The following is a 20,754-nucleotide window of genomic DNA, read 5'->3' as shown; positions in this document are numbered from 1 at the left end:
TTGCTGTTGTTCTAAGGTCTAGATTCCCGCCTGCGCGGGAATGACGGCTGCAGATGCCCGACGGTCTTTATAGTGGATTAACAAAAATCAGGACAAGGCGACGAAGCCGCAGACAGTACAAATAGTACGGAACCGATTCACTTGGTGCTTCAGCACCTTAGAGAATCGTTCTCTTTGAGCTAAGGCGAGGCAACGCCGTACTGGTTTTTGTTAATCCACTATATATCAAATTATCAGGACAGATGCCGCCTGAAAGGCTTTCAGACGGCATTTTTTCGGGATGTGCGTTTTAGAACTTGTAGTTCACGCCCAGGCGCACATCGCGGCCCACACCCGGCAGGGTATTGGTCCAGCGTTGGCTGTGCGGATAGTAGAACGTGTTGAACACGTTGTTAACCGAAAGATTAACATTGAGCGTGTCTTTGCCCAGCGGTTTCCAGTTGGCGAAGACATCGTTCACACCGAAACCTTGGCGTACAACGTTTTCCAATTTGCCGCTGCGGTCTTTTTGACCTGCCACCAATATCGAACCCACGGCTTTTTGAACATAACGGCCGCGCCAGCCGATTTCCAGATTCGGGTTTTTGAAGCGGTAGGCAAGGGAGGCCGTCCAAGTGCGGCCGACTTGTGCGCCAAATTCAGGATTCGCGCTCAACAGCTTGTCTTTGTGCGTATCGTAAAAGCGCGGTTTGCTGTGGCTTACGCCGACTTTGGCAGTCAGGCCGCCGGTGCGGTAGGACGCGCCCAATTCGTAACCGTGGTTTTTGATGTAACCGGCATTGACGGCTTCACGGACGGCGACAGAGTCGTGGCGGTTTTGCGGATTGGCAAGCGCGTCTTTGATGGTCTGCCAGAAGTAGCTGCCGTTTGCGGCAAACGTGCCGTCGTTGTAGTTGAAGCCGATTTCGGTATTGCGCGCGCGTTCGGCTTTTGTGCCGTCGGCAATCGAGATGATGCCGCGTTTACCGTGGGTTTGCAGCGCGTCATACAGGCGCGGGCTGCGGCTGGCGTAGTTGTGGCTCGCGCTGAAGCTCCAGTGTTCGTGCGGCTGCCAAATCACGCCGAAACTCGGGTTAAGGCTGCTGCTTGAAACGGTTTTGCCGTCGTGGGTTTTCACCTTGAAGCGGTCGTAACGCAGCCCGCCGGTCAGGGTAAAGCCGTCAATCTCGTGAATGGCTTCGATATACGCTCCGGCATCGGTTTTGGTCGGGTTGGTCAGACGGTAGGCTTTGGCAATTTTTTCATTTTCACGGTTCTTATTTTTCTCTTCATCAGTTGCTTTTTCTTTATCTTCAATTTTAAATTGTGAATTCAAAAACGCTTGCGGTTTGATTTCCTGATGGCGGTAGTTGATACCGTATTTCAACAGGGTTTGTTCGGCAAGGCGGCTGTCGAAGTTGAAGTTCGCACCACGAGTGGTGATTTGGGTATGGTTAGGGCCTTTTACATTGCCTGCGTAACCGCTGCCGCTGTCATCGGCGGAATAGCGTTTCTTTTCCAACACATAGGCGTTGGCATCCAGTTTTTCGACAAAGCCCAAATCTTTGCCGGTGTACGCCAAATTGGTGTTGGATTGGGTGGTTTCGCGGTAGGATGGGGCTTGGCGTTCCATACTTATTCGCTCTTTATCGCCGCCGACGGTAAATTCTTCACGGACGGTACGGATGCCCCGGTGCTGGTCTTTCATATGGCTCAATACGATGCGGTGGTCGCCGTCGCCGAAGCTTGTTCCGATTTTGGCGAGGTAGCTGCGTTTGTCCAGTGCGCTGTACGGTACGGTTTTGCCGCCGTTGAAATTATTACGGAAGCCTTTACCTGCTTCGTAATCTTTTTCATCGTTGCGGCTGTAAGAGAATAAGCCGTCGAAGTTGCCCTCTTTTCCGAATACGCTTGCGCCGTAGCTTACGCCTTCGTTGCTGGCAAAGCCGCTGTTGAGGCGCACGCCCCAGTTTTTATCCAAGCCTTTGAGCAGGTCTTGGGCATCGACGGTTTTGGCGATAATCGCGCCGTTGGTCGCGCCGATACCGGCAGAGGCGGAACCCGCGCCTTTTTGTACGGAAACGACTTTAACCAAAGCGGGATCGACAATAAATCTGCCTTGGTGGTAAAGGATTTGGCTGTCGGAATAGGCGTTGTCCACCTTGATGTCGACAGAGTTCTGACCCATGCCGCGCAGCGTCAGGAATTGGGACGTGCCGTTGCCGCCGCCGAAATCGATGGAGGGCTCTTCTTTTAAGAGTTCGCGCATATCGGTTGCGGTGCTTTCGTCTTTTTGTTGAAGCGTAACGATGTTGGTACGGATTTTGCTGCCTTGGCGGTCGCCTTTTACGGTAACGGTATCCAATGCGACATTGGCATTATTTTCTGCCGCATGGGCAAAACCTGCCGCCAGGGTAAGCGAGAGCAGGCTGAGGCGGAAAAACGGGGCGTTCATTTGTTCGTCCTTTTGAGTGTATGAAGGGAAGTAAATCCAAACCGTTAAGGTTTGGCAGGATAAGAAAAATAATAATTATTTTTGTTTATATTAACGAGAGAGGGGATTTGTGTAAAGCTGATTATCGTTTTTATTTGCGAAGTGTTGTTTTTTGTTGACAGGTTTTGTCGGAAATGTAAAAAACGGCGGAAATATAGTGGATTAACAAATGCGGGAATGACGAAAAGCAACTTTTCCACGTCATTCCCGCGAAAGCGGGAATCTAGAACCCCTAACGCGGCAGGAATCTATCGGAAATGACTGAAACCGAACGAACCTAGATTCCCGCCTGCGCGGGAATGACGAAGCCTGCGCGGGAATGACGAAGCCTGCGCGGGAATGACGAAGCCTGCGCGGGAATGACGAAAAGCAACTTTTCCGCGTCATTCCCGCGAAAGCGGGAATCTAGAACCCCTAACGCGGCAGGAATCTATCGGAAAAAACCGAAACCGAACAGACTGGATTCCCGCCTGCGCGGGAATGACGAAGCCTGCGCGGGAATGATGAAAAGCAACCTTTCCGCGTCATTCCCGCGAAAGCGGGAATCTAGGAACTCAAAGCTGCAAGAATTTATCAGAAACAACTGGAACTCAAAAAAACTAGATTCCCACTTTCGTGGGAATGACGGCGGAAGGGTTTTGGTTTTTTCCGATAAATTCTTGAGGCATTGAAATTCCAGATTCCCGCCTGCGCGGGAATGACGGCGGAGCGGTTTCTGTTTTTTCCGATAAATTCCTAAAACTTAAAATTTCATCATTCCCTCAAAAACAGAAAACCAAAAACAGAAACCTAAAATTCGTCATTCCCACGAAAGTGGGAATCCAGAACGTAAAATCTGAAGAAACCGTTTTATCCGATAAGTTTCCGCACCGACAGACCTAGATTCCCGCCTGCGCGGGAATGACGGCGGAGCGGTTTCTGTTTTTTCCGATAAATTCCTAAAACTTAAAATTTCATCATTCCCGCAAGGACAGAAAACCAAAAACAGAAACCTAAAATTCGTCATTCCCACGAAAGTGGGAATCTAGAATCCCGGACTTTCAGATAATCTTTGAATATTGCTGTTGTTCTAAGGTCTAGATTCCCGCCTGCGCGGGAATGACGATATTTCTGTTTTTGATTTTTTGTTTTTGGGGAATGACGGGATTTGAGATTGCGGGCATTTATCGGGTAAAACGGAAATTATGCGTTACGAAAATTTATCCGAAATCACGGCAACTTTTCCACCGTCATTCCCACGAAAGTGGGAATCCAGGTCTGTCGGCACGGAAACTTATCGAGAAAAACGGTTTCTTTATAGTGGATTAACAAAAATCAGGACAAGGCGACGAAGCCGCAGACAGTACGGATAGTACGGAACCGACTCACTCGGTGCTTCAGCACCTTAGAGAATCGTTCTCTTCGAGCTAAGTCAAGGCAACGCTGTACTGGTTTTTGTTAATCCACTATAGATTTTACGTCCTGGATTCCCGCCTGCGCGGGAATGACGAATTTCAATTTTCTGTTTTTGATTTTTTGTTTTTACAGGAATGACGGTCTTTTCATATCGAAAAAAGTTGCCGTACCGCACCGATAATTTCCGCCTGCGCGGAATGAAGATTCAAGCGTTGCCCGAAATTCAAAAAAACTATAGTGGATTAACAAAAACCAGTACGGCGTTGCCTCGCCTTAGCTCAAAGAGAACGATTCTCTAAGGTGCTGAAGCACCAAGTGAATCGGTTCCGTACTATTTGTACTGTCTGCGGCTTCGTCGCCTTGTCCTGATTTTTGTTAATCCACTATAAAACCAAACGGATCGGATTCCCGTTTTTATGGGATAACGGAATGTTCAGCCGGACACCGCCACGATGCTTTCGATCCGTTTATTTTCCGATGCAGAATCTCGAAAAAATCACGCCGAGCAGGTCGTCCGCCGTAAACTCGCCCGTGATTTCGCCGCACGCGACCTGCGCCAGCCGCAAGTGTTCGGCAAACAGCTCGATTTGATGGTTGCCGCACAATGCCGCCAGCGACAATTCTTCCTGCGCTGCTTTGAGTGCGTTGACGTGCCGCGTCCGCGCCAAAAACAGCCCTTCGCTTTCGCCCTGCCAACCGGCCTCGCGCAACAACGTCCGTTTCAGCGCGTCCAAGCCGTCGCCGGTTTTCGCCGACAGTGCGATGACGGTTTCCGCGCCCGTACCGAACCCGCCTGCCGCGTGTGCGTGCAAATCGGATTTGCTGTGGATTTCGATGCGTTTCAACTCCAGCGGCAACGCGTCCAAAATCGCCCGTGTCTTTTCATTCAAACCCTCGCGCGGATCGACCAACACCAGCGCGACATCGGCTTCGGATACGGCTTTGCGGCTGCGTTCGATGCCGATACGCTCGACCACGTCGTCCGTCTCGCGCAAACCTGCCGTATCGACAATATGCACCGGCACGCCGTCAATCAGGATACGTTCCCTGACCGCGTCGCGCGTCGTTCCGGCAATATCGGTAACAATCGCCACTTCGTCGCCCGCCAACGCGTTCAGCAGGCTGGACTTGCCCACATTCGGCGCGCCGACCAATACGACATTCAGACCTTCGCGCAAAATCGCGCCCTGCTGCGCGTTGGCAAGCACATCATCCACGGCGCGGCGCAAGCCGTCCAGTTTGCCGCGTGCGTCTGCCGCTTCGAGAAAATCAATGTCTTCCTCGGGAAAATCCAGCGTCGCTTCGACCAGCATCCGCAAGGTAATCAAATCTTCGACCAGACCGTGTATCCGCCGCGAAAAATCGCCCTTGAGCGAGCGCAACGCCAGACGCGCCGCCGAACGGCTGGATGCGTCAATCAAATCCGCCACGCCTTCCGCCTGTGCCAAGTCCAGTTTGTCGTTCAAAAACGCACGTTTGGTAAACTCGCCCGGTTCGGCAAGGCGCGCGCCCAATTCCAAACAGCGGTTCAGCAGCATATCCATCACCACCGGCCCGCCGTGTCCCTGAAGCTCGATGACATCTTCGCCCGTAAAACTTGCCGGTGCGGCAAAAAACAGTAGCAGCCCGCTGTCGATTGCCTGACCGTCCTCGTCCGTAAAATCAGCATAGGTTGCCACGCGCGGCTTGGGCGTTTTACCGCACAAAGCCTGCGCCATCGGCAGCAGGTTTTTCCCCGATATGCGTATCACGCCCACGCCGCCGCGCCCTGGTGCGGTAGCGACTGCCGCAATCGTTGGAACGTTATCCGACATAAAACCCCCGAAAATTCAAAACAGCCGCGATTATAGCAAATGCCGTCTGAAGTCCGACGGTTTGGCTTTCAGACGGTATAAAACCGCAAAAATGCTTGATAAATCCGTCCGCCTGACCTAATATAACCATATGGAAAAACGAAACACATACGCCCTCCTGCTCGGTATAAGCTCGCTGCTGGGTCTGTTCCATCCCGCAAAAACCGCCATCCGCCCCAATCCCGCCGACGATCTCAAAAACATCGGCGGCGATTTTCAACGCGCCATAGAGAAAGCGCGAAAATGACCGAAAACGCACAGGACAAGGCGCGGCAGGCTGTCGAAACCGTCGTCAAATCCCCGGAGCTTGTCGAGCAAATCCTGTCCGACGAGTACGTGCAAATAATGATAGCCCGGCGTTTCCATTCGGGACCGTTGCCGCCGCCGTCCGACTTGGCGCAATACAACGACATTATCAGCAACGGGGCAGACCGCATTATGGCAATGGCGGAAAAAGAACAAGCCGTCCGGCACGAAACCATACGGCAAGACCAAACCTTCAACAGGCGCGGGCAACTGTACGGCTTCATCAGCGTCATCCTGATACTGCTTTTTGCCGTCTTCCTCGTATGGAGCGGCTACCCCGCAACCGCCGCCTCCCTTGCCGGTGGCACAGTGTTTGCCTTGGCGTGTGCTTTCGTGATTGGAAGAAGCCGAGACCAAGGCAAAAATTAATGACAAATCCTAGGGCGTGCTTCATATCCGCCCGAACGCCGAACCGCACATATAGGCACATCCCGCGCGCCGCCTGGAAGCGGAAGCCGCGCCCTCCCAAACAAACCCGAATCCCGTCAGATAAGGAAAAATAATGAAAACAACCGACAAACGGACAACCGAAACACACCGCAAAGCCCCGAAAACCGGCCGCATCCGCTTCTCGCCTGCTTACTTAGCCATATGCCTGTCGTTCGGCATTCTTCCCCAAGCTTGGGCGGGACACACTTATTTCGGCATCAACTACCAATACTATCGCGACTTTGCCGAAAATAAAGGCAAGTTTGCAGTCGGGGCGAAAGATATTGAGGTTTACAACAAAAAAGGGGAGTTGGTCGGCAAATCAATGACAAAAGCCCCGATGATTGATTTTTCTGTGGTGTCGCGTAACGGCGTGGCGGCATTGGTGGGCGATCAATATATTGTGAGCGTGGCACATAACGGCGGCTATAACAACGTTGATTTTGGTGCGGAAGGAAGAAATCCCGATCAGCACCGTTTTTCTTACCAAATTGTGAAAAGAAATAATTATAAGCCTGACAATTCACACCCTTACAACGGCGATTACCATATGCCGCGTTTGCATAAATTTGTCACAGATGCAGAACCTGTCGAAATGACGAGTGACATGAGGGGGAATACCTATTCCGATAAAGAAAAATATCCCGAGCGTGTCCGCATCGGCTCAGGACACCACTATTGGCGTTATGATGATGACAAACACGGCGATTTATCCTACTCCGGCGCATGGTTAATTGGCGGCAATACACATATGCAGGGTTGGGGAAATAATGGCGTAGTTAGTTTGAGCGGCGATGTGCGCCATGCCAACGACTATGGCCCTATGCCGATTGCAGGTGCGGCAGGCGACAGCGGTTCGCCAATGTTTATTTATGACAAAACAAACAATAAATGGCTGCTCAACGGAGTTTTACAAACCGGCTACCCTTATTCCGGCAGGGAAAACGGTTTCCAGCTGATACGCAAAGATTGGTTCTACGATGACATTTACAGAGGCGATACACATACCGTCTTTTTTGAACCGCGCAGTAACGGACATTTTTCCTTTACATCCAACAACAACGGTACGGGTACGGTAACAGAAACCAACGAAAAGGTTTCCAATCCAAAGCTTAAAGTACAGACAGTCCGACTGTTTGACGAATCTTTGAATGAAACTGATAAAGAACCAGTTTACGCGGCAGGGGGTGTTAATCAGTACCGTCCAAGGTTAAACAACGGTGAAAACCTTTCTTTTATCGATTACGGCAACGGCAAACTCATCTTATCAAACAACATCAACCAAGGCGCGGGCGGTTTGTATTTTGAAGGTGATTTTACGGTCTCGCCTGAAAACAACGAAACGTGGCAAGGCGCGGGCGTTCATATCAGTGAAGACAGTACCGTTACTTGGAAAGTAAACGGCGTGGCAAACGACCGCCTGTCCAAAATCGGCAAAGGCACGCTGCACGTTCAAGCCAAAGGGGAAAACCAAGGCTCGATCAGCGTGGGCGACGGTACAGTCATTTTGGATCAGCAGGCAGACGATAAAGGCAAAAAACAAGCCTTTAGTGAAATCGGCTTGGTCAGCGGCAGGGGTACGGTGCAACTGAATGCCGATAATCAGTTCAACCCCGACAAACTCTATTTCGGCTTTCGCGGCGGACGTTTGGATTTAAACGGGCATTCGCTTTCGTTCCACCGTATTCAAAATACCGATGAAGGGGCGATGATTGTCAATCATAATGCCACAACAACATCCACCGTTACCATTACAGGGAATGAAAGTATTACACAACCGAGTGGTAAGAATATCAATAGACTTAATTACAGCAAAGAAATTGCCTACAACGGTTGGTTTGGCGAGAAAGATACGACCAAAACGAACGGGCGGCTCAACCTTGTTTACCAGCCCGCCGCAGAAGACCGCACCCTGCTGCTTTCCGGCGGAACAAATTTAAACGGCAACATCACGCAAACAAACGGCAAACTGTTTTTCAGCGGCAGACCGACACCGCACGCCTACAATCATTTAGGAAGCGGGTGGTCAAAAATGGAAGGTATCCCACAAGGAGAAATCGTGTGGGACAACGACTGGATCAACCGCACGTTTAAAGCGGAAAATTTCCATATTCAGGGCGGGCAGGCGGTGATTTCCCGCAATGTTGCCAAAGTGGAAGGCGATTGGCATTTGAGCAATCACGCCCAAGCAGTTTTTGGTGTCGCACCGCATCAAAGCCATACAATCTGTACACGTTCGGACTGGACGGGTCTGACAAATTGTGTCGAAAAAACCATTACCGACGATAAAGTGATTGCTTCATTGACTAAGACCGACATCAGCGGCAATGTCAGCCTTGCCGATCACGCTCATTTAAATCTCACAGGGCTTGCCACACTCAACGGCAATCTTAGTGCAAATGGCGATACACGTTATACAGTCAGCCACAACGCCACCCAAAACGGCAACCTTAGCCTCGTGGGCAATGCCCAAGCAACATTTAATCAAGCCACATTAAACGGCAACACATCGGCTTCGGGCAATGCTTCATTTAATCTAAGCAACAACGCCGCACAAAACGGCAGTCTGACGCTTTCCGACAACGCTAAGGCAAACGTAAGCCATTCCGCACTCAACGGCAATGTCTCCCTAGCCGATAAGGCAGTATTCCATTTTGAAAACAGCCGCTTTACCGGACAACTCAGCGGCAGCAAGGATACAGCATTACACTTAAAAGACAGCGAATGGACGCTGCCGTCAGGCACGGAATTAGGCAATTTAAACCTTGACAACGCCACCATTACACTCAATTCCGCCTATCGCCACGATGCTGCAGGCGCGCAAACCGGCAGTGTGTCAGACACGCCGCGCCGCCGTTCGCGCCGTTCCCTATTATCCGTTACACCGCCAACTTCGGTAGAATCCCGTTTCAACACGCTGACGGTAAACGGCAAATTGAACGGTCAAGGAACATTCCGCTTTATGTCGGAACTCTTCGGCTACCGAAGCGACAAATTGAAGCTGGCGGAAAGTTCCGAAGGCACTTACACCTTGGCGGTCAACAATACCGGCAACGAACCCGTAAGCCTCGATCAATTGACGGTAGTGGAAGGGAAAGACAACAAACCGCTGTCCGAAAACCTTAATTTCACCCTGCAAAACGAACACGTCGATGCCGGCGCGTGGCGTTACCAACTCATCCGCAAAGACGGCGAGTTCCGCCTGCATAATCCGGTCAAAGAACAAGAGCTTTCCGACAAACTCGGCAAGGCAGAAGCCAAAAAACAGGCGGAAAAAGACAACGCGCAAAGCCTTGACGCGCTGATTGCGGCCGGGCGCGATGCCGCCGAAAAGACAGAAAGCGTTGCCGAACCGGCCCGGCAGGCAGGCGGGGAAAATGTCGGCATTATGCAGGCGGAGGAAGAGAAAAAACGGGTGCAGGCGGATAAAGACAGCGCCTTGGCGAAACAGCGCGAAGCGGAAACCCGGCCGGCTACCACCGCCTTCCCCCGCGCCCGCCGCGCCCGCCGGGATTTGCCGCAACCGCAGCCCCAACCGCAACCGCAGCCCCAACCGCAGCGCGACCTGATCAGCCGTTATGCCAATAGCGGTTTGAGTGAATTTTCCGCCACGCTCAACAGCGTTTTCGCCGTACAGGACGAATTGGACCGCGTGTTTGCCGAAGACCGCCGCAACGCCGTTTGGACAAGCGGCATCCGGGACACCAAACACTACCGTTCGCAAGATTTCCGCGCCTACCGCCAACAAACCGACCTGCGCCAAATCGGTATGCAGAAAAACCTCGGCAGCGGGCGCGTCGGCATCCTGTTTTCGCACAACCGGACCGAAAACACCTTCGACGACGGCATCGGCAACTCGGCACGGCTTGCCCACGGCGCCGTTTTCGGGCAATACGGCATCGGCAGGTTCGACATCGGCATCAGCACGGGCGCGGGTTTTAGCAGCGGCAGTCTTTCAGACGGCATCGGAGGCAAAATCCGCCGCCGCGTGCTGCATTACGGCATTCAGGCACGATACCGCGCCGGTTTCGGCGGATTCGGCATCGAACCGTACATCGGCGCAACGCGCTATTTCGTCCAAAAAGCGGATTACCGCTACGAAAACGTCAATATCGCCACCCCCGGTCTTGCGTTCAACCGCTACCGCGCGGGCATTAAGGCAGATTATTCATTCAAACCGGCGCAACACATTTCCATCACGCCTTATTTGAGCCTGTCCTATACCGATGCCGCTTCGGGCAAAGTCCGAACACGCGTCAATACCGCCGTATTGGCTCAGGATTTCGGCAAAACCCGCAGTGCGGAATGGGGCGTAAACGCCGAAATCAAAGGTTTCACGCTGTCCCTCCACGCTGCCGCCGCCAAAGGCCCGCAACTGGAAGCGCAACACAGCGCGGGCATCAAATTAGGCTACCGCTGGTAACCGCCGGATATGCCGAAAGGGGTCTGACGATGCCACCGTGCGCTGTCAAACCCTTTTTCTGCCGCCGCCTTGTGCCTGCTCCATTGTCTGATAACCGTCAAATTGATTTTTAGCCCATGTTTGGTGGGTCGGGGAAATCTATATCTTCGTCCGTGCCGAAATAGTCTGAGACCTTTGCAAAATTCCTTTCCCTCCCGACAGCCGAAACCCAAACACAGGTTTTCGTCTATTTTCGCCCCAAATACCTCCTAATTCTACCCAAATACCCCCTTAATCCTGCCCGGATACCCGATAATCAGGCATCCGGGCTGCTTTTTAGGCGGCAGCGGGCGCACTTAGCCTGTTGGCCGCTTTCAAAAGGTTCAAACACATCGCCTTCAGATGGCTTTGTGCACTCACTTTGCTCAGCCCGAAATAGGCTGCCCGCGCATAGCGGAATTTACGGTGCAGCGTACCGAAGCTCTGTTCGACCACATATAGTGGATTAAATTTAAACCAGTACGGTGTTGCCTCGCCTTGCCGTACTATTTGTACTGTCTGCGGCTTCGTCGCCTTGTCCTGATTTAAATTTAATCCACTATAACGGGTCTTCGATAAATATCGGTTACGTTTGGTTTGCGTTTCCGTCAGCGGACGGTTGCGGCAGGCTTTGCGCATAATGCCGTTCTGCAACCGATGTTCTTTCAGATGTTGCCGGTTTTCCGCACTGTCGTAGCCTTTGTCGGCATAGACGGTCGTACCTTCAGCTATCCCTTCCAACAACGGCGACAGGTGTTTGCACTCATGGGCATTGGCGGGGGTGATGTGCAGTTTCTCGATATAGCCTTCTGCATCGGTACGGGTATGTTGTTTGTAACCGAGTTTGTAGAGGCCGTTTTTCTTGATTCAACGGGCATCGCTGTCCTTACTCGGTGTGGTTTGGCCGCTGATTTGTCCTTCTTCGTCAACTTCTATGGCCTGACGCTGTTTGCTGCCAGCGGTCTGAATAATGGTGGCGTCAATGACGGCGGCGGATGCTTTCTCTACTTTTAAGCCTTTTTCGGTCAGTTGGCAGTTAATCAGTTCCAACAGTTCGGACAGGGTGTCGTCTTGCGCCAGCCAGTTGCGGTAGCGGCATAAGGTGCTGTAATCGGGGATGCTTAGTTCGTCAAAACGGCAAAACAGGTTGAAATCGATGCGGGTAATGAGGCTGTGTTCGAGTTCGGGATCGGAGAGACTGTGCCATTGTCCGAGCAGGACGGCTTTGAACATGGACAGCAGGGGATAGGCGGGACGGCCGCGGTGGTCTCTAAGGTAACGGGTTCTTTGACGATTCAGGTACTGTTCGATCGGCTGCCAATCAATCACCCGGTCCAACTTCAATAGCGGGAAACGGTCGATGTGTTTGGCAATCATGGCTTGGGCGGTTTGTTGAAAGAAGGTGCTCATGAGAAATCCCCTAAATGTCTTGGTGGGAATTTAGGGGATTTTGGGGAATTTTGCAAAGGTCTCAGTCTATGCCCGATATACAATTTTGATACACAAACTTGGAAATATCGGTATCGTCGCCGGAGCGATAGAATGCGGACAGTTTTTCATTGAATTGCGGCATCTGCATTTCGGAGATTTCCAAGATGCCGCAGCCCCCCGCCATCATCAGACCGTTGGCAAATAAGGTTGCCGTTCGTTTGTTGCCGTCCCAAAAAACCTGCTGCCGCATACAATAAAGCATAAAACGGACGGCTGCCTCCGTCGTCGAACCGCTTTGCAGTCCGATATTTTGTAACACGCGGGCCACTTCAATTTCCTTCACTGGATTCGGGGCATGACGGGAACCGTCCAATAGCGTTACGCCGACCGAACCGGTACGGAAATCACCGGGTGCCAAAGAATCGTCCTTGGCAACAATGTTGTTGATTTTTTTAAGGAGTGAAATATCGACCGGTTCGCCGTTTGAAATATGCGAAATCACATATTGATAGGCACGTTTCAGGTTCAAGATGGTTTGGATGTCTTCCAGTGACGCGGAGGCTACATTTTTGCCATGGATAATTTGCTCAGTCTGCAATAAGGTCGTCTGACAATTCTCAAAACGGCTGAGGTTGTGAATTTGGGCAACCAATACTTTCTTTGCCAAAAAAATATTTTCTTTCAAACTCAACTTGTATTTGTCGGGAAACATGATAATTCCTTAAATAATTAAAGCAGTACGTTAAATCATCATCTTATCATCACTTTCGAGGTTTATGTTGCGTGCGTCCGTTTTCTAATACGGTTTCCCATCCCGCGAAACGAGGCGGAGGCCTGTGCAAAAAACCTGTTCACGAAATTTTCCGCATTAACGATACGCTGAAAATGCGCTAAAAATGACTGTGTTTGAATATCGGTTGATTTCATCCGCCTGAGACCTTTGCAAAATTCCCCAAAATCCCCTAAATTCCCACCAAGACATTTAGGAGATTTCTCATGAGCACCTTCTTCCGGCAAACCGCCCAAGCCATGATTGCCAAACACATCGACCGTTTCCCACTATTGAAGTTGGACCGGGTGATTGATTGGCAGCCGATCGAGCAGTACCTGAACCGTCAAAAAAACCGTTACCTCCGAGACCACCGCGGCCGTCCCGCCTACCCGCTGTTGTCCATGTTCAAAGCCGTCCTGCTCGGACAATGGCACAGTCTCTCCGATCCCGAACTCGAACACAGCTCCATCACCCGCATCGACTTCAACCTGTTTTGCCGTTTCGACGAACTGAGCATCCCTGATTACAGTATAGTGGATTAACAAAAACCAGTACGGCGTTGCCTCGCCTTAGCTCAAAGAGAACGATTCTCTAAGGTGCTGAAGCACCAAGTGAATCGGTTTCGTACTATTTGTACTGTCTGCGGCTTCGTCGCCTTGTCCTGATTTTTGTTAATCCACTATACTTTATGCCGCTACCGCAACCGGCTGGCGCAAGACGACACCCTGTCCGAATTGCTGGAACTGATCAACCGACAACTGACCGAAAAAGGCTTAAAAGTAGAGAAAGCATCCGCCGCCGTCGTTGATGCCACCATTATTCAGACCGCCGGCAGCAAACAGCGCCAGGCCATAGAAGTCGATGAGGAAGGACAAGTCAGCGGCCAAACCACACCGAGCAAAGACAAAGATGCCCGTTGGATCAAGAAAAACGGCCTCTACAAACTCGGTTACAAACAACATACCCGTACCGATGCAGAAGGCTATATCGAGAAACTGCACATTACCCCCGCCAATGCCCATGAGTGCAAACACCTGTCGCCTTTGTTGGAAGGACTGCCCAAAGGTACGACCGTCTATGCCGACAAAAGCTACGACAGTGCGGAAAACCGGCAACATCTGGAAGAGCGTCAGTTGTTAGACGGCATTATGCGCAAAGCCTGCCGCAACCGTCCGCTGTCGGAAGCGCAAACCAAACGCAACCGATATTTGTCGAAGACCCGTTATGTGGTCGAACAGAGCTTCGGTACGCTGCACCGTAAATTCCGCTACGCCCGGGCAGCCTATTTCGGACTGATTAAAGTGAGTGCGCAAAGCCATCTGAAGGCGATGTGTTTGAACCTGTTGAAAGCCGCCAACAGGCTAAGTGCGCCCGCTGCCGCCTAAAAGGAGACCGGATGCCTGATTATCGGGTATCCGGGGAGGATTCAGGGGGTATTTGGGTAAAATTAGGAGGTATTTGGGGCGAAAACAGCCGAAAACCTGTGTTTGGGTTTCGGCTGTCGGGAGGGAAAGGAATTTTGCAAAGGTCTCTTTTCGTCATTCCCGCGAAAGCGGGAATCTAGAATCTCGGACTTTCAGATAATCTTTGAATATTGCTGTTGTTCTAAGGTCTAGATTCCCGCGTTCGCGGGAATGACGGTTCAGTTGCTACGGTTATTGTCAGGTTTCGGTTATGTTGGAATTTCGGGAAACTTATGAATTGTCATTCCCACGCAGGCGGGAATCTAGTCTGTTCGGTTTCAGTTATTTCCGATAAATTCCTGCTGCTTTTTATTTCTAGATTCCCACTTTCGTGGGAATGACGAAAAGTTGCGGGAATGACGGTTCGGGCATTCCTTAAATCACCCGTGTATCGCTGTAAATCTTAGAGATGGCGGAATATAGCGGATTAACAAAAACCAGTACAGCGTTGTCTCGCCTTAGCTCAAAGAGAACGATTCTCTAAGGTGCTGAAGCACCAAGTGAATCGGTTCCGTACTATTTGTACTGTCTGCGGCTTCGTCGCCTTGTCCTGATTTTTGTTAATCCACTATACTATAGGAACATTTAGAAAAAATATACCAAAAATTAAATTTTATTTAAATAAAGATAGCATATAACACCTTTCAATCAATGTGCCTCTTCCCAATTCTCCCCTACGCCAACCTCAGCCACCAGCGGTACATCCAATAATCCGCCGTCCACTTTCGCCATAATCTGCGGCAGTTTTTCTTTGACAAAATCCAGTTCGGTTTCAACGACTTCCAGCACCAGTTCGTCATGCACCTGCATAATCAGTTTGCTTTGTAAGAGTTCGTCCCACGGGGAGGCTTCGCACTCTGAAAGCCAGCGGGACACGTCTATCATGGCGCGTTTGATGAGGTCGGACGCGGTGCCCTGCATGGGAGCGTTGATGGCTGCGCGTTCGGCTCCGGCGCGGGCGTTGGTGTTTTTGTTGCGGATGTCGGGCAAATAGAGCCTTCTGCCGAACAGGGTTTCGACAAAGCCTTGGGCGGCGGCTTGTTCTTTGGTGCGCTGCATGTATTCGGCGACGCCGGGGTAGCGGGCGAAGTAGCGGTCGATAAAGTTTTTAGCGGAGATGTTGTCGATGCCCAATGATTTGGCAAGGCCGTATTGGCCCATGCCGTAAATCAGGCCGAAGTTGATGGTTTTGGCGTAGCGGCGTTGTTCGGACGAGACGTTTTCGGGGACGATGCCGAACACTTCGGCGGCGGTGCGGCGGTGTACGTCTTCGCCGTTTTGGAACGCGGCAATGAGGGTTTTGTCGCCGGAGAGGTGCGCCATGATGCGCAGCTCGATTTGGGAATAGTCGGCGGAAACGATGACGCTGCCTTGCGGTGCGGTGAAGGCGCGGCGCACGCGTCGGCCTTCGGCGGTGCGGATGGGGATGTTTTGCAGGTTGGGGTTGTTGCTTGCCAAGCGTCCTGTAATGGCGACGGCTTGGGCGTAGGTGGTATGCACGCGGCCGTCTTTGGGGGAAATCATTTCGGGCAGTTTGTCGGTGTAGGTGGATTTGAGTTTTGCCAGGCTGCGGTTTTGCAGGATGATTTTGGGCAGGGGGTAGTCGGGCGCGAGCTGTTCGAGCACGGCTTCGTTGGTGGAAATGCCGCCTTTGGCGGTTTTTTTCAGGCCTTTGGTGGGGATGCCCATTTTGTCGAACAGGATTTCTTGAAGCTGTTTGGGCGAGTTGAGGTTGAACGGCTGTCCTGCGGCGGCATAGGCTTCTTGTTCAAGCTTCATCAGCTCGGCGCCGAGTTCTGCGCTTTGGCGGGCGAGTTCGGCGCGGTCGATTTGCACGCCGTTGCGTTCCATTTCAAACAATACCTGCGCGACGGGCAGCTCCATTTTCTCATACATTTCAAGCTGTTTTTCGTCCATTTGTGCGCGCAGGTGCGCTTCGAGGCGCAGGGCGAAATCGGCGTCTTGGGCGGCGTATTCGGTCGCCTGCCCGATGGCGACATCGGCAAAACCGATTTGCTTCGCGCCTTTACCGCACAACGATTCGTAGGTAATGGTTTCCAAGCCCAGCCAGCGTTCGGACAATTCGTCCAAGCCGTGTCCGAGATGGCTCTCAATGATGTAGGAAGCGAGCATGGCGTCGCCGGCGATGCCGTTCAGGGCGATGCCGTAATTGGCGAAAACGTGTTGGTCATATTTGAGGTTTTGCCCGATTTTTTTCAGGGCGGGGTTTTCCAAATGCGGTTTCAGACGGCCTAACACGTCTTGCAAATCAAGCTGTTCGGGTGCGGCGGTCAGGCTGTGTCCTACGGGGATGTAAACCGCTTCGCCTGCTTGGAAAGCGATGCTGATGCCGACCAGCGAGGCGTTCATCGCGTCTAATGACGTGGTTTCCGTATCGATGCCGATTGTGTCCGCCCGCGACAGTTTGTCCAACAAAGCGGCAAACTGCGCTTCGGTGGTAACGGCTTGATAATCCAGTTTTTCGGGGGCGGTGGCTTTTTCGGCTTGTTTTTCAAACGGCATTTCCGCATTCAAAGCCGCCTGCTCGCTGATGCTGTCGCTGCCGAACAAATCATCGGTCGAGCCGGTATTCATGTTTGATTCCGCTTCTTTCAGCCAGGTGCGGAAGCCCCAGCGTTTGAAATCGACAACCAGTTGCGCCCATTTCGGCGCGGTACGGCGCAGGCTTTCGATGCCGTCTGAAAGCTCGGCGTGCAAGTCCACATCGGTTTTAATCGTGACCAAATCATACGACAGCGGCAGTTGGGGCAGCGCGGCTTGCAGGTTTTCGCCCACTTTGCCCTTGATTTCCGAAGCGTGTTCTATCACGCCTTGCAACGAGCCGTAGGCTTCCAGCCACTTCACCGCCGTTTTCGGGCCGCATTTTTCCACGCCCGGCACGTTGTCCACCTTATCGCCCATCAGCGCGAGATAATCGCGGATTTGGTCGGGGCGCACGCCGAATTTTGCCTTCACGCCTTCAATATCCAGCGTTTCTCCGCTCATCGTGTTCACCAGCGTAACGCGCTCATCCACCAACTGCGCCATGTCCTTATCGCCGGTCGAAACAATGACTCGCAAACCATGTTCCGCCCCCTGTTTCGCCAGCGTGCCGATCACATCGTCCGCCTCCACTTGCCCAATCACCAATACCGGCCAGCCCGTCAGGCGCACTAAATCCGGCAGTGCTTCCGCCTGCGGGCGCAAATCGTCGGGCATCGGCGGGCGCGTCGCCTTGTATTCTTCAAACATTTGATGGCGGAAATTTTTGCCTTTCGCATCAAAAACCACCGCGCAATAATCGTGCGGATATTCCGACCGCAAACGGCGCAACATATTCAATACGCCATACAGCGCACCCGTCGGCGCGCCGTCGGGGGCGGTCAGGTTTTGCCCCATCGCGTGATACGCACGGTAGAGGTAGGACGAGCCGTCAACGAGGAGGAGTGTAGGTCTATTGGACATAAAAAACCCGCTTAAAACCGATAAGGGACAGAAAAAAATAGGGAAGGACGATGCCGGCTTAAAACCCGCCCCCGCACAACCCCGGATTATAACGGAAAAGGCAAATGCCGTCTGAAACCCTTGTTCAGACGGCATTTTTGGCGGATTAGGCGTTCAGCAGCCCTTCATCCAGCGTCAGTTCTTCGTTTTTATTCACCGCCACTTTGCGCGCCAACACGTTTTGCGCGATTTGTTGCGCTTCGGCAAGCGAGTGCATCAGATAAGTGCCGCATTGGTATTCGTTCAACTCAGGGATTTTGCTTTGGTCTTTGACATTGACCACATCCTGCATCGAAGCCAGCCACGCATCGGCGACCTGCTGTTCGGAAGGCGTACCGATAAGGCTCATGTAGAAACCGGTGCGGCAGCCCATCGGGGAAATGTCGATGATTTCGACGCCGTTGCCGTTCAAGTGGTCGCGCATAAAACCTGCGAACAAATGCTCCAGCGTGTGTATGCCTTTTTCGGGCAGGATTTCTTTGTTGGGAATGCAAAAGCGCAGGTCGAACACGGTAATGGTGTCGCCTTTGGGCGTGGTCATGGTTTTCGCCACGCGTACGGCGGGGGCGTGCATACGGGTGTGGTCGACTTTGAAACTGTCTAACAGGGGCATCGTGTTATCCTTTTGAGTAGGTTATGTAGATTTTCGGGATAGGATTTTGTCCAGCAATTCATCGTCCAAGATGCGGTTTTCGACTTTCACCCATTCGCCGCCTGCTTCAGGGAAGCCGTTGCGGCAATATCCTGCCTGCGCGACAAAATCATAGACGGCATGAATGTAGTCGTTGATACGCAATGCGGCTATGGTGCAGGCATCATCCCATAAAATCAAAACATGATTGGGATATGTTTGTCGGATACATCTTCGACATTATAGATGTGCAAGGCATCTATAATCCCGTCTTGCGAAGCGGCATAGAAGTAGCCCGTGTCGCCGTCGTCTTCAAAGACAACACCATAAGGATATGTTTGGAAAATGATTCCAAAACTTTAGGCGTGCCGACAGTAAAGTCTTTGATTTCAGAAGTCAGATATAGCGGTAATTGTGCCATTGGGTAACGCTCTCTTTAGTGAATTTTATATTAATTTTGATATTCCATAGTTCACTAAAAATCCACCAACCACTAGCCATAAATAAGTTAGTATTCCTAAAACAAACGGTTTTAATCCTGCCTTTTTGATTGCGCTTGCTTGCGTCGTTAAGCCAAGCGCAGCCATTGATGAAATTAATAAGAAAGAATCGATTTCAACGAATAATTTCACGAGTTCTTTTGGTAATAAATCAAAAGAATTAAAAATGGCAACACCAATAAAAAGTACAGCAAACCAAGGAATTGTAATTTTGTGTGATGTATTTTCTGATACTCCATTACTACGTGTTAATAACCAAGAAAGCATTAATAAAAAGGGGGCGAGCATCATCACTCGGATCATTTTGGAAATGACGGCAGTATTCGCCACGATAGGATCAATATTTTCCCCAATCGCATAAACTTGAGCCACTTCGTGTACACTAGAACCAACATAAATACCGAATTGATGGGCGTTAATTAAATGTTGTGACCACGTGTAGAACAAGGGGTAAGTAAAAATAGCAAGCGTCCCGAAAATGACCACTACGGCAATCGCCACTGAAACTTTATGGGATTCTGCTTTGGTAACAGGCTCTGCCGCCATCACTGCTGCCGCACCGCAAATGCTGCAACCTGCCCCAGTGAGATAAACCAATTGTTTATCCATTTTTAGATAACGAATGCCTAAAAGTGCGGTAAAAAAGAAGGTTGAAATTAGCATGATTGCATCGGTAACGACAGCATTTAATCCTACATCGGCAATATCGCCAAAAGTGAGGCGGAAACCATACAGCACAATGCCAGTGCGAAGAAGCGCGCCTTTGGCAAACAAAACGCCTTTTTCCACTTGTGTTGAAAATTGCGGATAAATGGTATTGCCGATTGCCATTCCCAGCAAGATAGCAATAATTAAAGCACTGATATGATAATGATGGGAAAAATCAGTGTTTCCTAAATAGTTAGCAAGTATAGCGATAATCGCGATAAATATAAGTCCGAAATAAAAGGGACGTGTGTTCATTTTTTCTCTCCGTGATAACACTCAAATTACAATTCGGCAATCTTTACCGCTTCGCCCGAAGCCGCGCTCAGGGCTTCGTTTAAAACGTCATAAAAATCTCGTCCGTCTCGCGTTGCCAGCCATTTGCCGTTTTGCTCGGCGAAATGGTAGCCGCCGCTTTTTGCGGCAATCCACAATTCCTGATTGGGCGTGTGGCGGTTGACGATGATTTGCGTGCCGTCTCCGGCTTCGATGGTCAGGACGTTTCCGGCAAACTGGCAGTCGAAATCCCAGCCGTTTTCGTCGATTTGGTCTTCGATGTGTTCGAACAATTCTTCGCTCATGCGGATGAATTCGCTTTCGGTCATCATGGCTTTTTGCGTGTTTTTTGTTTAAGATACCGAATCTTGCCACATTCGCGCTTATGAAGGAAGTTTACCGATGAAATACGGCGTATTTTTTGCGGCGGCAACCGCCCTCCTGCTCTCGGCCTGCGGTTACAAAGGCGATCTCTACCTGCCCAAAGAAGGCGACAAGGCGCGTTTCGGCGTAATCCAAACCGGTTTGCAACTTCAAAGCAAACCGCAATCCGCTTCACAAACCCAAAAATGAAA

The 20,754-nt window shown here is 51.2% G+C and carries 11 protein-coding genes and 4 pseudogenes; 6 read left to right on the top strand and 9 right to left on the bottom strand.

Features of this window, described 5'->3' with window-relative positions; all coding sequences use genetic code 11:
• Positions 1-289: 289 nt before the first annotated feature.
• Together fetA and mnmE are read right to left on the bottom strand one after the other, a co-directional pair.
• Positions 290-2,434, bottom strand: coding sequence for a TonB-dependent siderophore receptor FetA/FrpB (gene fetA / locus IUJ45_RS05370; RefSeq protein WP_082308645.1), 2,145 nt, complete (start codon positions 2,432-2,434; stop codon positions 290-292).
• A gap of 1,901 nt (positions 2,435-4,335) precedes the next feature.
• Positions 4,336-5,682: a tRNA uridine-5-carboxymethylaminomethyl(34) synthesis GTPase MnmE gene (gene mnmE, locus IUJ45_RS05365; RefSeq protein WP_002246489.1), complete on the bottom strand. Its 1,347-nt coding sequence runs from the start codon at positions 5,680-5,682 to the stop codon at positions 4,336-4,338.
• A 130-nt stretch (positions 5,683-5,812) separates the two neighbouring features.
• Here mnmE and IUJ45_RS05360 point away from each other — a divergent pair, with 130 nt between their 5' ends.
• The 3 genes from IUJ45_RS05360 to app all read left to right on the top strand — a co-directional run bounded on the left by IUJ45_RS05360 (position 5,813) and on the right by app (position 10,879).
• Positions 5,813-5,968 (top strand): hypothetical protein, encoded by a 156-nt coding sequence (locus IUJ45_RS05360; protein ID WP_002246488.1) that lies wholly within the window; start codon positions 5,813-5,815, stop codon positions 5,966-5,968.
• On the top strand, positions 5,965-6,396 hold the full coding sequence (locus IUJ45_RS05355; RefSeq protein ID WP_002240088.1) for a DUF2335 domain-containing protein: 432 nt from the start codon (positions 5,965-5,967) through the stop codon (positions 6,394-6,396). The genes IUJ45_RS05360 and IUJ45_RS05355 overlap by 4 nt, the downstream gene beginning before the upstream one ends.
• Before the next feature lie 133 nt (positions 6,397-6,529).
• Positions 6,530-10,879, top strand: coding sequence for an adhesion and penetration autotransporter App (gene app, locus IUJ45_RS05350; RefSeq protein ID WP_002237362.1), 4,350 nt, complete (start codon positions 6,530-6,532; stop codon positions 10,877-10,879).
• 315 nt (positions 10,880-11,194) lie between these two features.
• Here the strand turns inward: app and IUJ45_RS05345 are convergent.
• Both IUJ45_RS05345 and IUJ45_RS05340 read right to left on the bottom strand, forming a co-directional pair.
• Positions 11,195-12,307: pseudogene (locus IUJ45_RS05345) on the bottom strand (IS5 family transposase).
• 61 nt (positions 12,308-12,368) lie between these two features.
• The gene (locus IUJ45_RS05340; protein ID WP_002225856.1) at positions 12,369-13,040 is read right to left on the bottom strand and encodes a Fic family protein; all 672 of its coding nucleotides are present in this window, start codon (positions 13,038-13,040) and stop codon (positions 12,369-12,371) included.
• A gap of 284 nt (positions 13,041-13,324) precedes the next feature.
• Between IUJ45_RS05340 and IUJ45_RS05335 the strand changes: the two are divergent.
• Together IUJ45_RS05335 and IUJ45_RS05330 are read left to right on the top strand one after the other, a co-directional pair.
• Positions 13,325-13,630 (top strand): annotated as a pseudogene (locus tag IUJ45_RS05335) (transposase); the annotation flags it as partial.
• A 153-nt stretch (positions 13,631-13,783) separates the two neighbouring features.
• Positions 13,784-14,485, top strand: a pseudogene (locus IUJ45_RS05330) (IS5 family transposase); the annotation flags it as partial.
• A 726-nt stretch (positions 14,486-15,211) separates the two neighbouring features.
• On the opposite strand, the gene polA reads toward IUJ45_RS05330, so the two are convergent.
• The 5 genes and pseudogenes from polA to cyaY form a co-directional block, all read right to left on the bottom strand.
• Positions 15,212-18,028, bottom strand: a complete 2,817-nt coding sequence (gene polA, locus IUJ45_RS05325; RefSeq protein ID WP_105182922.1) for a DNA polymerase I — start codon at positions 18,026-18,028, stop codon at positions 15,212-15,214.
• Positions 18,029-18,173: 145 nt separating this feature from the next.
• Positions 18,174-18,680 carry an S-ribosylhomocysteine lyase gene (luxS, locus tag IUJ45_RS05320; RefSeq protein WP_002246483.1) on the bottom strand — a complete coding sequence of 169 codons (507 nt, stop codon included), beginning with the start codon at positions 18,678-18,680 and terminating at the stop codon, positions 18,174-18,176.
• Between the two features lie 21 nt (positions 18,681-18,701).
• Positions 18,702-19,119: pseudogene (locus IUJ45_RS05315) on the bottom strand (DUF2251 domain-containing protein).
• Positions 19,120-19,144: 25 nt separating this feature from the next.
• Positions 19,145-20,161, bottom strand: a complete 1,017-nt coding sequence (locus tag IUJ45_RS05310; RefSeq protein ID WP_002225852.1) for a YeiH family protein — start codon at positions 20,159-20,161, stop codon at positions 19,145-19,147.
• A 26-nt stretch (positions 20,162-20,187) separates the two neighbouring features.
• Positions 20,188-20,511, bottom strand: coding sequence for an iron donor protein CyaY (cyaY, locus tag IUJ45_RS05305; RefSeq protein ID WP_002246480.1), 324 nt, complete (start codon positions 20,509-20,511; stop codon positions 20,188-20,190).
• A gap of 70 nt (positions 20,512-20,581) precedes the next feature.
• Between cyaY and lptM the strand changes: the two genes are divergently transcribed.
• On the top strand, positions 20,582-20,752 hold the full coding sequence (gene lptM, locus IUJ45_RS05300) for an LPS translocon maturation chaperone LptM (RefSeq protein ID WP_002246479.1): 171 nt from the start codon (positions 20,582-20,584) through the stop codon (positions 20,750-20,752).
• Positions 20,753-20,754: the final 2 nt, after the last annotated feature.

The sequence above is a fragment of the Neisseria meningitidis genome (assembly GCF_022869645.1).
Lineage (GTDB): Bacteria > Pseudomonadota > Gammaproteobacteria > Burkholderiales > Neisseriaceae > Neisseria > Neisseria meningitidis.
The sequence above is the reverse complement of the archived record's forward strand: the minus strand, read 5'-3'. Positions and strand labels throughout refer to the sequence as shown.